Here is a 13,433-nt window from a genome sequence, read left to right as displayed (position 1 = left end):
ATCATACCGAGTTAAGCCAATATTTTCGAGTGAAGTTTAACTATTTCAAGCTTAGTATCAGTATGATGAAAAGTGTTAGCCATTTTTTGCGGTAACTAAAATGTATCGAGCAAGACTTAGATACGGTTCCGCTTGGCAATACTGCTTTTCAAGTGCCAATAACTGATCAAACTGACTATTTATTTTTTCTTTATTATTCATATAATCATGAAATAGACGAATTCCCGTTTTTTTAATAATATGAAAATCTAGCGTGGTTAACCATTGATAGACATCATCTGGTATTCGAGGGAAATCGGGTGATAATGTTTTTTTCTTACGTTTTGCAAGCCCTGATTGAGTATAACCAAAATTACCAAGTGTCACCGTTTTAAAAAGAAGTGCATGATAATTATAGAACATCAAGGATAAATAACCTTCGGGTTTGAGGTGTTTTTTTAATGATTCAAGAATACTGATCGGATCGGCAACCCACTCTAATACTGCATGACAAATCACCATATCATATTGTTCATTAATGATATGATCAATATCTTGAATAGCACAACAATGACAATTAATATTTAACTTTTCTGCTTGGGCATTTTTTTGTGCCAGTTCTAGCATTTGCATAGAAATATCACATAATGTGACATGATGTCCTAATTTTGCCAATCGACAAGCCATTTGTCCTTGTCCACCACCTGCATCAAGAATTTTCAACGGTTTTGTTGTTGGAAATGTGGCTAATATATTTTCTAATTCTTGCCAGACAATGGCTTCACGAATTTTTCCTTTACTTGTGCCATAAATATTTTGTGCAAACTTATGACTGATATCATCAAAATTACGGTCTTGCATATTCATTAATTATTTTTTACTGTTTAGTTGCTTAACTTCATTGTTGATTTCAATTAATTTTTCAGTCATTTGTTGATAACATTGTTCCATTAATGTTCTGGCGTCTTCTTTACGTAACGATTTGGTGTCAATAGGATCCAACATTTCAACAATCATATGACCGTTATTTAAACGATTTAATTGAATGTTATTGGTATCAGAGACGCATATAGGCACAATAGGAACACCTGCCGCAATTGCTGCTTTAAATGCGCCTGTTTTAAACGGTAATAATCCACGTCCTTGACTTCGTGTTCCTTCAGGAAACATCCAAATCGATATGCCACGTGTTTTAATTTCTTTAACAACTTGTCCAATGGTATCGTGGGCTTTTGATTTATTATTACGATCAATTAAAATATTACCGGTCAGATAGTATAATTGCCCAAAAAAAGGAATCCACGCTAAACTTTTTTTTCCGACAGTCACGGTTTTCGGTTGGACAACGTCTGCGGCAACAACCATATCAAAGTTGTTTTGATGATTAGCGATATAAACACAACTGCCTATTTTACTAATCTCAGGATAGAGACGAGTATCAACTTTAACGCCCAAAATAGGTTTAAAGAAAAAACTAAATAAATGTGCAAATCTGGCTACGTTTTTGGGATTCCGAGGGTTGAATAGGCAAAATATAATGCCCAGTACACAAACTACAATACCTATTAACACAACTGTAATTAAGCGGAAAAGAAAAACCATAATTTACCTCATAAATTGATTTAGCGTATTATATACGTAAACTGTGCCAATATACAGTTTGATCAACGATAACTGAGTAAAGAGGCGTCATGCAAAAATCAACTATTATTTGGAACGAAAACCAAGCCCCAGTGTCTGTCTATTTTGATGATATCTATTTCAACACACAAGGTGCAGTTGCTGAAACAAAATATGTTTTTATTGAAGGCAATCATCTACAGCAACGTTTTATCCAACATGATAAAGATATTTTTATTATTGGTGAAACGGGTTTTGGTTCGGGGTTAAGTTTTCTCATAGCCTGGCAAACGTTTTTAGCTTTTAAAAAAGAATATCCCAACCATCAACTTAAGCAGCTTAAATTTATCAGTATTGAAAAATATCCGTTATCAGTGACAGAAATGATGATGATGCATCAAACCGCCATAGAAGATGAATGCCAACTTCAACTATTAGCCAAGCAGTTATATACCTATCTAACGGATAACACCTGTCATTTAGACAAGGTCAGTTTGGATATACTTTATGATGACATTCAATATTTTCCGGAATTTTTGGCTAAACAAAATGGGTTGATTGATGCTTGGTTCTTTGATGGATTTTCACCCGCTAAAAATCCTGACATGTGGTCAGAATCCTTGTTTAAAAGCTGTTTTCAATATACGTCACAAAAGGGAACGTTTGCGACTTTTTGTGCGGCTGGATTTGTTCGGCGAAACTTAATCAATGCAGGATTCAATGTGATAAAACAAAAAGGTTTTGGGTTGAAAAGAGAAATGTTAATCGGCAGTAAAAAATAGCTAGCCTTAACCAAATAATTGATAAGGCTAACTCAATTATCCTAATAAGTGATTAAAATTCAAATTGGTAGATAAAATCTAACGTTTGTGCAAGTCCAGATGTTGCTTCTAAATAGAGTCTTGGCATCAATCGGTATCGTAAAGTAAATGTCGCCAGTGAATCAAAAATACCTACACCATATTTCAGTTGTAGGTTAGGCAAAATATACCCACTAACAACCACTTTAGAATTATTACCGGCTCCTTGCGTGTCTAAAGAAAGATTTTTTATTCCAAAGACATTACCAATATCACCAATATATTTACCTGTTTTTGCCGTACCGATACCAACGAGTAAGGCGGTCATCATATCATTATCGCTTTGATCGGTGCTTTCAAGTCCTTGACCTCGTATTAGATAAGATAATGCTTCTTGCTGGGACATGGCTGGATCTGAAAATATTTCAATTTTGGGCTCTTCCGAAGATCCTGTTACACGAATACCCGCTGTAATACTACTGTTATCAATTGAGTCTGGATTACGAATAGCTTCAATATCTAACTTAGCTTGGTCAGTAGGGCCCGAAAAAGTGATAATTCCTTTACGGATAACTAAATCTTGACCATAAGCGTGAAATCTTCCTGTTGGAATCAAAACTTGCCCATGCAGATCTAAGCCTTTGTTGGTTTGTGCCGCAAGGAGATTGCCTTTCAGTGATGCGTTTAACCCAAAAGCATCGACAGTCACATGTTCACCAATATCAATTTCAATATGGCTACTGATTTTTATGCCAAGTTTTTGTTTTTCGATTACTTGATAATTTTTATCTAACATAACTTCGTCAGGCGATACATCAACACTAGATGCCGGTAAAGATTCGACGGTAATCTTACCTTTAGGGATACTGACTTTTCCGGAAAGAATTATCTCATCTTGGGTCGCATCAATTCTAATATTGGGGATAATACTTAACACAACCATTGGCGGTACGGTAACTTCCATTGCTGCACCCGTGACAGAAAGATCCGCTTGCCATTTATCAAATGTATCCCAATTGGCGTGACCGTTAATATCAATATTACCAGACTTGGTGGATAAAATTCCTTTTAAGGTGGAGGATTTACCATTGAAATTAACATCTACCTTTGCTGATTTCAAATCAATTGGTAATTGACTGGATTTTATTTCACTGTGTTTTAAATCAATATTACCTGTTAAATAAGGATCCATTAAAGACCCGGAAAAATTAACGTTGCCATTTATCGAGCCTTTAGCAAAATCATCTTTATCTAATAAGGGATTGATTATTGCTAAGGCAAGATGATCAATGTTTAATTTTCCATTTAATTTCTTTTGTTGAGTGGGATCGATAATAGTTAAATCACCGCTCATTTTACCTAATTGTTTTAAGCTAAATAACCAATCAAACTTTGCTTGTTGTTGATTAAATTCAGCATTAATAGTAAATATTTCAAATGGAATAGATAATGATTGGGATGTGATCATCTGTTGAATATAAACTTCATTCCCTTTGATATTGGCCTTGATATTCGGCATTTCACTATTTGCATTAAATTTTATATAAGCTTTACCATTTATCAAGCCAGCTAGTTTTGTTTCACCATCGTTTGGAATAGGAAGTTTTGCCAGATTAATATCTTTTAACGTGATACTTGTATTACTGTTAGCTGTTGGAGATAGTGCTTGATCTAAACAAATACTTGACCCTTGGTTTGACCAACAATGCGTGCCTATAGTGGGCACTTGATGAGTAACATCATAAGATAAAGGTAAGGTTTTAACCAATTGCCAATGATTTTTATCACCTAAATTTAACACAGCGTGGGATAAATCCCCCGTCCATTTTGTTCGATCAGGATCTAATTTTCCATTGAGTGATGTTGTAAATGAGGCTGGTGTTCCTGTAAGATTGATATCTAAAACATGATGACTTTCATTACCTTTAAGCTCAATATTGGCATTTTTTATGCTTTGATTAGGAAGTTCTATATCGTGTCCTATGAGTTTTAAATGTCCACTAATTTGTTTTTTATATTCTATTTTTCCGGAAAGTTGGGCTGATGATATTGACATATTCATCAAACTTAATTGGTGAATATTGATATCGGTATCCACGTTTGGTTCATTAAAGCTGCCATTCATTTTCAACGTGCCGACAATTGAACCCTGTAAGTCATCAGCCAATAATGATAAAGAGGATAATTCTAACTTAGCACTTAAATTTTCTTTATCTGAAGCGCCATTGATATTGATATGATTTTTTCCCCAATCCATAACAAAATTATTCGCACTGATTGATTGATGAGAGTTAATTTGAATACTGCCATTAGTTGAAAAATCAGCGTGATTAATATTACCTTTTAATTGGATTTCGGGAAGATTCAATTGCCATTTATCACCTTCTATCTGACCATTGGTTTTAAGTTGACCATTTAATCGTATAGGATAGTTTGGTAAATCTTTGCTGGTATCAACATCAGCTAATTTAACTTTTGCATCCCAGTGTAAGGCTTTTTGCCAGTCAAGATTACCTGAAACATTGATTTCCCCTTGTGGTAGTTTCACTATTCCATGATCGAATATGGCTGATTGATTCGTTCCCTTGCCTATAACATCAAACGACGTATCGGGCAGATCGTCACCTTTAAATTTACCTTTAGCTGATAAGTCATACTGTTGGACGTTACCTCCTATTGAAAGATTAAAATTATTAACTTGATATTGCGCTTGTCCTTCAATTGGCCATTGAATGTGTTTACCCTTTAAGTCGGTCATCACCGGTAAATATTTTTCGATAAAATTGATTTTTGCATTAATTTTTGCTGAATTAAGTCCTTCAAGTACCGTATTTGTCGTCAATTCACCTAACAATTTACCTGAAAATTGGCTATGTAGTTGATTACTGGCTGTTTTTAATTGAATAAATGCCAAAACAGGCCAATCATTGCCTAATGTAATATCTCCTGAAACAAAAGCATGCCCATTAGCATAAGGAGTTGTCGCATCCGTATTCACCTGTTGAACGATAATATGATTATCGATGATATTAGTTTGAATAGTCACATTGTTAAATCGATAATCTTCTCCGCCAATATGTAAAAGCCAATTATTACCCGTTAAGCGACCGACATTGATATCGAGAGGAATAGTAACTTGGGGTAATGATTCGATTAACGGCTGATTGAATAATTGATTTATCTTTTCATTAAGAGGCAAATCATTCTGAACTGAATCTGTTGTTGATTTTACTTGTGGGAGATCAGCAAAAATAGCACTTAAATCCTGAGCCTCAGCAGGAAATACATAAATTTTTTCGTTTACCCAAGTCGCCTTACCCGTAAAATCAGACAGACCAAATTGCATATCATCAATATCAACTTTCACATCTGATACATGTGCCGTTTTCAGTTCGATTGGTAATGGGGTTTTCAAAACAACCCGTTTGTCTGGTATTGGCTTATTGGGGTCGGTAATAATCTGATCGGTGTTCAGTTTTACTTTAATACCCTTTGATTCAAACTGTTCGATACAGATTTTAGTTTCAAGCAAACATAACCCAGATAATTTTAACGATGCATGATCAACCTGAACATCAATACCCGGTAGTTGCAATGAAAGACCATTCACCTGTAAATCGCTTAATGTCCCTTCCACTTGTTCAATTTTCAATTCGGGTAGGGCTTTACCTAAGACATAAGTGGTTAACTTAACGCCTAAACTGGTATAAAGCAGTAAGATAATAAACACGACCAAAAACACGAAAATAGATAATACTACAATACTACGCTTTTTCCATTTTCGTATTCTTTTAATTTTTTTTAATTTTTTTTCTCTAATGGGATTTTTAGCCATATTATAATTCGGATCCTAAACCAATATATAGGTGAACTGAACCAGAGTCTCTTCGCGTTAACGGAGTTGCTAAATCGAATTTTATTGGTCCAACCGGAGAAGCCCAACGCACACCAATACCACTTCCTGTATAAAATTTAGTTTTATCGACTTTATCAATTGCTTCACCTGAATCAATAAAAACAGCACCCCACCAAGCACCGGTTAAATTAAATTGGTATTCAACTGAACCAGTGATGAGCTTTGACGCACCTTTTAATTTACCATTTTTATCTTTAGGCGAAATAGATTGGTAGCTATAACCTCGTATACTACGGTCACCCCCTGCAAAGAATCGAAATGAAGGCGGAACACGATCAAAATTATTTGCCTGAATTATGCCGAAATTACCCCGAAAAATAAATCGATGACTATCAAACAAGGATCGAATCCAAGTTTGTTGCGTTTGAAAACGAATAAGATTGAGATCGGATCCTAAAGAATTTGTAGCTGCCTCAACAGAATAGCGTTGTGAATCTCCCCACATTGGCATAAGATTGCCATCGCTACGAATTCGTGAAAGACTAATAGAAGGGTAGTACAAAAGGGTATTAAAACTTGAGTCACCTTGCGTAAAGTCATCATGTAAAAGATTTAAACCTAGCGCGCTTTGCCACCCTTCAAAATTGTCCCAATATCGAACCACACCAAAGGTATAGGAACGTGATTTAGTATCGTTATTGTCGATTTTTTTATAACCACCTTGAATAGTATAGTATTGTTCAAGGGGAGATTTTTTGAGTGGGATCTTATAGCTCATTGTAATGGATTGTTCGGGTGAAGAAAGTGATAAATTACTTTGTAAACTTTGTCCACGACTGTTAATCCAAGGTTTATTCCAAGTTATTTTGCCATATACGCCATTGTCGGTTGAGTATCCAAGCCCTAAATCCATGCTATTTTTTTTTCGGGGAGAGGTGACAACATTGATTGGTAGTGATTTGTCTGCTGTAACATTTGGAAAATCAGGAACAACAACAATTGAACTAAACCAATTTGTAGAAGTTAATCGACGATTAAGAATGGAAAGTTTTTCGGCACTATAAGGTTCACCTTCTTTAAACGGTATAATATTTTTAAGATAATCATCTCTAATTTTGGTATTAGAAAATTTAACTTGACTGAATTTATAGCGCTGCCCGGTATTAAAATCGATATTCCAAAAAGCTTGATGATGATCCATGGACACCGCTAATTGGTGTTGCGTCATATTGGCATCAAAATAGCCTTTTTCTAACGCGAGATTTTTCAAACTTTTCTTGAAAGACTCATAAATGCCATGATTTAAAATATCACCCGTTTTAGGTAGGTTTTTTTCGAGTAAATGTTGGTAATCATTATCATGCTGGCCTTCACCTTCAATAATCACATTTAATTGTTCAATTTTAATCGGTTCACCAGCTGAAATCGTTACCGCTAATACTCTTGGATTTTGAGTGTTATATTGAAACACAGGAGCGTAATAACCCAAAGCTCGGAGCGCTTTTTTAACCTCGCTTTCAAAATACCGTTTAAAATTAGGCGTGTTATCGACTTTATCTGGAGTGATTAATGAAACACGAGCATCGACATTGTCAGCAAGTTCACCCGATAAACCTTTAATCGATAACTTCATATCAGCATAGCTTGATGTTGAAATGATTGTAAACATTAAAAGTAAACAAAACCTATAGGAAAATTGTGACACAAAGACCTCGAAGAAGTTTAAGTTAAAAAACGATCAATTGTTAATTTCTGGGCTAATCATGAACGTAAATTTAACATATTTAATATTTCATCGTCTATGATAAGCTAACTAAATCAGTTTTGATATCATCTTTTGTAAGGATCAATGTCTAATTTATTAATATTGAGTTTTAACATTTTAAGTTTAAGATTGTAAAGGTAACCCCTTGATCTTTGGGAAAAACCTTTTATAAGCAAATAAAATATTATAAATTACTATAAGCATTTAGTTTATTCTGAAGTGGGACTAAGATTTCTACTATTTCATTAATGTATAATATCAATGAAGCAAAGTAGGGACTAATTAATGGTATATTTACTTAATTTATGCAGATACCTTAAGTTAACATTATTAAAATGTAAAAAATATACTTAGCTGTTTTGATATAGGATCGATTGATAGACATCGATCCTTTTTTGTTTCAGAAATTTTAAAAAGGTTATTGATTGCGCTATAACGCAGTACTATAACTTTAAATGATTATGCAAACTACGATTTATTAACATTTGTTCAGTTTAATACTAAGGGCTTTTAATTAAGTCGTATCACAGATTTATTCTATTAATGACTAAATTTTCGACCAACATTTATTTAGGCTTCTAGCAGTGTAACCTGACCGATATAAGGTAAATGGCGATAATGTTGAGCATAATCAATTCCATAACCAACGACAAATTCATCAGGAATTGAAAAACCAATGTATTTTACTGGTACAGCCACTTCCCGACGTGATGGCTTATCTAAAAGCGTACAAATTTCGATACTACGAGGATGACGTAATTTTAAAATTGCCATGACTTTACTTAACGTATTACCAGTATCAATAATATCTTCAACAATTAGCACATCTTTATCACGAATATCTTCATCCAAATCTTTCAATATTTTGACATCTCGATTACTGACAACGGCATTACCATAACTTGATGCGGTCATAAAATCAACTTCATGCCCGACAGTAATAGCACGGCTTAAATCCGCCATAAAAATAAATGAACCACGTAGCAGACCGACTAAAATAAGTTCATTTTGGCTGTGTTTATAATCTTGACTAATTTGTTGCCCTAGTTCTTTGATACGTTTTTGAATATCATCCGTTGATATCATCATTTCTAAAGTGTGTTTCTTCATTACTAATACTCAAAAAATAAAATTTAAATTAGATTCTAACAATTTTCATAGATAAAAAGAATAACAAAGCTTATTTTAATCTGCTTAGCATAACATTTGATAACCCTATACTATTCATAGTATGTTCTTATCTATCATCTTGTTAGCATCGATCTTGGCTGCTCTTTTTTCTAAGCGACGTTTTTTGAAAAATTGACTGAGTAGCAAGCTGCACTCATCAGCTAATACGCCACCTTGCACTTGTGCAATGTGATTAATGCCTTGATAAGCTAGAATATTAATAAACGAGCCGGCAGCCCCTGTTTTATAATCGCTTGCTCCAAATACTACTCGTTTTATTCGACTATGTATAATGGCACCAGCACACATCATACACGGTTCAAGTGTGACAAAAAGGGTCGTATTAATTAAACGGTAATTATTGATACACTTACCCGCTTGCTCGATAGCAAGCATTTCAGCGTGAGCAGTTGGATTATGGGTAAGTATTGATTGGTTAAAACCTTCGCCAATGACTTGACTGTTTTCATCGATAATTACCGCTCCTACCGGAATTTCACCTAAGGATTCAGCACGTTTGGCAAGCGTTAATGCATATTGCATCCAATATTCATCTGACATTGCAATTATTTATAGATTATTCAAATTTAATACGTCTCGCATGTCATAAAGTCCGACAGGCTGTTTTGCAAGCCATAATGCAGCACGGACGGCGCCATTTGCAAATGTCATCCGACTAGACGCCTTATGACTAATTTCCACACGTTCGCCAATATCGGCAAAAATTGCCGTATGTTCGCCAACAATATCACCCGCTCGGATAGTTGAAAAACCAATTGCTCCTTTTGGTCTTTCACCGGTATGACCTTCACGACAATAAATCGCACGATCGTTCAAATTGAATTTTAAAGCTTCAGCTATCGATTCACCCATCGCAAGTGCAGTACCCGATGGGGCATCGACTTTATAACGATGATGAGCCTCAATAATTTCAATATCTGTATAATCTCCCATGATTTTTGCCGCTTTTTCAAGTAATTTAAGTACCAAATTTACACCTACACTAAAATTGGCAGCAAAAACAATAGCGATATTTTTTGCCGCATCCGTTATGGCTTGCTTACCTGTAGAATCAAAACCAGTGGTTCCTATAATCATCATTTTTTTATGTTCAACACAAAAATTTAAGTGGGCAAGCGTACCTTCAGGTCGGGTAAAATCAATTAACAAATCAAATTGATCTTTGGCGAGTTCTAAATTATCTGTAATAGTGACACCACAAATGCCTATTCCAGCAAGTTCACCTGCATCGCTTCCAATGAGGGAAGAACCTTGTCTTTCAAATGCCGCACCTAAAGTTACTCCTTCGATTTGTGCAACAGATTGAATTAATTGGCGTCCCATTTTTCCACCTGCGCCAGCAATAGCGATACGGATGAGGTTAGTTGACATAAAATTTTCCTTACCTATTTTCAAAATATTATCAAATATTATATCGGAAAACAAAAGACTTATACACCGTGCAAAATTAAAATGCTGTAATATAAGTGATGTATCGTAATTCTTTAAATGAACAATTTTATCTGTTGTTCTTGGTACATCGGAAAGGATGGTATTATTGGTGCTGATTTCTATTTTAATCGTCGTTAACTTTTAAACATTATTGTTATTGGCAGGTTATTTAGAGCCTATAGTTAGATTATAAAAAAAGGACGCTTAAATGCGTCCATTAGATTTATAAAACTTTCAATAATTCGACATCAAAAATTAATGTACTGTAGGGTGGAATTGAGCCTCCTGCACCTTGTGCTCCATAAGCAAGTTCTTGAGGAATATACAATCTCCATTTTGAACCTTCAGGCATTAGCTGTAAAGCTTCAACCCAACCTTGAATAACGCCATTAACAGGAAACTCAGCTGGTTGTCCACGTTGTACAGAACTGTCAAAAATCGTACCATCAATTAATTGTCCCGTATAATGAACTTGAACACGGTCTGTTGATTTAGGTAAGGAGCCTGTACCTTCGGTAATGACTTCATATTGCAAGCCGGATTCAGTTGATTTAATCCCATCTTTTTTAATATTTTCTGCTAAAAAATCTTTACCTGCTTGAGCAATTTTTTCTGCTTGTTTTGCTTTCTCTTGAGTGGCTTTTTCATGCATATGACGAAGCGCATCATGCAGTTCTTGTAATGGTAGAACAGGTTGATTATTTGCTAGAACGTCTTGCATAGCTAATTTTAATGCATCAAGATCTAGACCATTCAAACCTGACTCCTTTAATTGTTGTCCAATTTGTAATCCAATAGCATAACTCGCTTTTTGATCTATGGTTTCTAATTTCATTTTTTACCTTTTGTTTGTCGTTTATAAACAGTATTCGAGACCCATTAAGTTTGTGATCAACAGAATAAATATTAATTAATAAAATAGAATAACGCTTTTTTTATAAAATGCATAAAGAATTTATTAATTTGGCTAGCACTTAGTGCAAATATCAGCGATAATACATCTTATTATAATTTCAATATGGATTAAGTTAAATGCAGTTTCGTAAATTTACCTCGCTTGCAATTGTGGCTAGTATATTATTAACTGGTTGTTCAGTGGTAGACCGTTGGGTATATAGACCTGATATCAATCAAGGTAATTATGTAACACAAGATGCAATTGATTTATTGAAAGTTGGTCAAACAAAAGATCAAGTTATTTTTATAATGGGTTCACCTATGTTAACGTCGGTGTTTGGTGATAACGTTTGGTATTATGTTTTTCGTCAACAACCACAACATAATGGTATAAGCCAAATTACTTATTCTATTTATTTTAACGAAATGGGCATAGTGACTGACATTAAAAACTCAACGCTTGATGGTTCCAAAACACTACAAGAAATGAATAAACAAATCATTTCTGATCCTATCGATGTAATTTCTGACAACAACGAAGATATAGAATAAAACTCATTCCAAAGTTGTTTTTCTTAAAAAATAAAAACCTCATTAATTAATGAGGTTTTTATTGTTATCTTTTATATTTAAAACCTAAGTTTAGGAACGATAATTTATTGTTAATAATATTGATTATTCACTGCACTAATAATGGATAAAAGAGCAAATATAAAGAAAATAACCATCATTACAATAGAACAGATAAAAACAATAAGGTTGAATTTCCAATAACCATGTAAATTTTGAATAGCATAAATAATATCTTCTTCTCGTCCAAGAGTCGCTGTTTGATTAAATCCTTTTCCCGATTGAAACAGTTTGACCCCAGTTATAATTAACGGAACACCTACTATTGCTGTAATAATACCTAAACAAGTTAAAGAGCCACTAATGATTCCTAAAACCCCAAAAATTTGCTGCATCGTTCCCACAAATCTTAATTGTTTAAATAACAATTGGTTCATACTAAATGATATTATCTTATTTTCAGTTGTATTCATTTCTTTCCTCTTCCTTCATTTATAGTTGTATTTAAAAAGGAGCATAGAATATCAGTTTTATCATAGATGTCTAGGTGTTTTTCATCATAAATTACAAGGTTTAATTACTATTCATAATCGCGATAATATTTAAGATTTTTACATTTTAATCTTTATGTTTTGAGAGGCAAAATTAGGGAAAATACTTTTACATATAAAGAGTATTTAAATAATCACAATAAATAGTGTTTAAAGTTACTATATAAAATCTATGCGTTAAAGTGAGTGATTAGTATTGACCTTTTGTAGGTTATCGTTATAATATAAATCGTCATTTCTTTAGTTTTGAAATGATACGAACATAGCGTTACTATGCAATTAAAAAATGTTATTATCATGAAAAATGAACTTAAAAATTTTAAGTTAAAAGACCTAGGATGTGTCGCAGGATCATGTCTGTCAGGTCTCGAAATCAAAGTACTAGGCTATCGAGATCCTGAGACTAATTGTGAGTGTTATGGATTATTAGCTGAGTATTATTGTTTACCAATTCCTGGAACGCAAGTCTCAATTAGCGAAGAGACTTATAATGAAATTACCGGTCAATTTGAAAAGCCTGGATATGCTTTTACTAAAGCTGCCCAAATTTGTAAATTGAGTAAGCACGCAAAATTTGATATTCGTCCTTATAATCGATGATTTCATCCAATGAACCCCAGTTATTAATAACTGGGGTTTTTTATTGCATAATCAGAATGATAGACCTTATGAGGTTATGCTTAAATATTATAGGCTTTCTTAATTGTTTTTTTATAAATAATATTGACTTAAATCGATTATCTATATAATATAATCAGCAGTTAATTTTTAAA

The 13,433-nt window shown here is 33.8% G+C and carries 12 protein-coding genes; 3 read left to right on the top strand and 9 right to left on the bottom strand.

The features are described 5' to 3' along the window. Positions 1-75: 75 nt before the first annotated feature. Together J3U36_RS07185 and J3U36_RS07180 are read right to left on the bottom strand one after the other, a co-directional pair. Complete coding sequence (locus J3U36_RS07185) at positions 76-840, bottom strand: methyltransferase domain-containing protein (RefSeq protein WP_416379853.1); 765 nt, start codon at positions 838-840, stop codon at positions 76-78. A 9-nt stretch (positions 841-849) separates the two neighbouring features. Then, complete coding sequence (locus J3U36_RS07180) at positions 850-1,581, bottom strand: 1-acylglycerol-3-phosphate O-acyltransferase (protein WP_267380484.1); 732 nt, start codon at positions 1,579-1,581, stop codon at positions 850-852. Positions 1,582-1,670: 89 nt separating this feature from the next. Between J3U36_RS07180 and mnmD the strand changes: the two genes are divergently transcribed. Further along, positions 1,671-2,381: a tRNA (5-methylaminomethyl-2-thiouridine)(34)-methyltransferase MnmD gene (gene mnmD / locus J3U36_RS07175; RefSeq protein WP_267380486.1), complete on the top strand. Its 711-nt coding sequence runs from the start codon at positions 1,671-1,673 to the stop codon at positions 2,379-2,381. Positions 2,382-2,433: 52 nt separating this feature from the next. Here mnmD and J3U36_RS07170 read toward each other — a convergent pair whose 3' ends face one another. From J3U36_RS07170 to J3U36_RS07145, 6 genes are all read right to left on the bottom strand, one after another. Then, positions 2,434-6,234, bottom strand: coding sequence for a translocation/assembly module TamB domain-containing protein (locus tag J3U36_RS07170; protein ID WP_267380487.1), 3,801 nt, complete (start codon positions 6,232-6,234; stop codon positions 2,434-2,436). Position 6,235: 1 nt separating this feature from the next. Beyond that, entirely contained in the window at positions 6,236-7,924 is a 1,689-nt protein-coding gene (locus J3U36_RS07165; protein WP_267380488.1) for an autotransporter assembly complex protein TamA, read from the bottom strand. 666 nt (positions 7,925-8,590) lie between these two features. Beyond that, positions 8,591-9,130, bottom strand: coding sequence for a hypoxanthine phosphoribosyltransferase (hpt, locus tag J3U36_RS07160; RefSeq protein WP_267350709.1), 540 nt, complete (start codon positions 9,128-9,130; stop codon positions 8,591-8,593). Positions 9,131-9,244: 114 nt separating this feature from the next. After that, positions 9,245-9,751 (bottom strand): tRNA adenosine(34) deaminase TadA, encoded by a 507-nt coding sequence (gene tadA / locus J3U36_RS07155; protein ID WP_267359635.1) that lies wholly within the window; start codon positions 9,749-9,751, stop codon positions 9,245-9,247. A gap of 9 nt (positions 9,752-9,760) precedes the next feature. Continuing rightward, positions 9,761-10,582: a 4-hydroxy-tetrahydrodipicolinate reductase gene (gene dapB / locus J3U36_RS07150; protein WP_267350711.1), complete on the bottom strand. Its 822-nt coding sequence runs from the start codon at positions 10,580-10,582 to the stop codon at positions 9,761-9,763. A gap of 283 nt (positions 10,583-10,865) precedes the next feature. After that, a complete protein-coding gene (locus J3U36_RS07145) occupies positions 10,866-11,477 on the bottom strand; it encodes an FKBP-type peptidyl-prolyl cis-trans isomerase (RefSeq protein WP_267350713.1) in 612 nt (203 codons plus the stop codon). Positions 11,478-11,674: 197 nt separating this feature from the next. Here J3U36_RS07145 and bamE point away from each other — a divergent pair, with 197 nt between their 5' ends. After that, the gene (gene bamE / locus J3U36_RS07140; protein ID WP_065559463.1) at positions 11,675-12,091 is read left to right on the top strand and encodes an outer membrane protein assembly factor BamE; all 417 of its coding nucleotides are present in this window, start codon (positions 11,675-11,677) and stop codon (positions 12,089-12,091) included. 110 nt (positions 12,092-12,201) lie between these two features. On the opposite strand, the gene J3U36_RS07135 is transcribed toward bamE, so the two are convergent. Further along, positions 12,202-12,582, bottom strand: coding sequence for a DUF5362 family protein (locus J3U36_RS07135; protein WP_267380489.1), 381 nt, complete (start codon positions 12,580-12,582; stop codon positions 12,202-12,204). A 351-nt stretch (positions 12,583-12,933) separates the two neighbouring features. On the opposite strand from J3U36_RS07135, the gene J3U36_RS07130 reads away from it, so the two are divergent. Continuing rightward, entirely contained in the window at positions 12,934-13,260 is a 327-nt protein-coding gene (locus J3U36_RS07130; protein ID WP_267381703.1) for a hypothetical protein, read from the top strand. Positions 13,261-13,433 lie beyond the last annotated feature (173 nt).

It is taken from the genome of Gilliamella sp. B3817 (assembly GCF_026536705.1).
Classification (GTDB): domain Bacteria; phylum Pseudomonadota; class Gammaproteobacteria; order Enterobacterales; family Orbaceae; genus Gilliamella; species Gilliamella apicola_I.
The sequence above is the reverse complement of the archived record's forward strand: the minus strand, read 5'-3'. Positions and strand labels throughout refer to the sequence as shown.

Coding starts and splice junctions, on each gene's coding strand:
- tadA (WP_267359635.1), bottom strand. CDS start 9,751: ATGTCAGATGAATATTGGATGCAATATGCATTAACGCTTGCCAAACGT.
- mnmD (WP_267380486.1), top strand. CDS start 1,671: ATGCAAAAATCAACTATTATTTGGAACGAAAACCAAGCCCCAGTGTCT.
- J3U36_RS07165 (WP_267380488.1), bottom strand. CDS start 7,924: ATGTTTACAATCATTTCAACATCAAGCTATGCTGATATGAAGTTATCG.
- hpt (WP_267350709.1), bottom strand. CDS start 9,130: ATGAAGAAACACACTTTAGAAATGATGATATCAACGGATGATATTCAA.
- bamE (WP_065559463.1), top strand. CDS start 11,675: ATGCAGTTTCGTAAATTTACCTCGCTTGCAATTGTGGCTAGTATATTA.
- J3U36_RS07145 (WP_267350713.1), bottom strand. CDS start 11,477: ATGAAATTAGAAACCATAGATCAAAAAGCGAGTTATGCTATTGGATTA.
- J3U36_RS07135 (WP_267380489.1), bottom strand. CDS start 12,582: ATGAATACAACTGAAAATAAGATAATATCATTTAGTATGAACCAATTG.
- J3U36_RS07185 (WP_416379853.1), bottom strand. CDS start 840: ATGCAAGACCGTAATTTTGATGATATCAGTCATAAGTTTGCACAAAAT.
- J3U36_RS07180 (WP_267380484.1), bottom strand. CDS start 1,581: ATGGTTTTTCTTTTCCGCTTAATTACAGTTGTGTTAATAGGTATTGTA.
- J3U36_RS07130 (WP_267381703.1), top strand. CDS start 12,934: ATGCAATTAAAAAATGTTATTATCATGAAAAATGAACTTAAAAATTTT.
- dapB (WP_267350711.1), bottom strand. CDS start 10,582: ATGTCAACTAACCTCATCCGTATCGCTATTGCTGGCGCAGGTGGAAAA.
- J3U36_RS07170 (WP_267380487.1), bottom strand. CDS start 6,234: ATGGCTAAAAATCCCATTAGAGAAAAAAAATTAAAAAAAATTAAAAGA.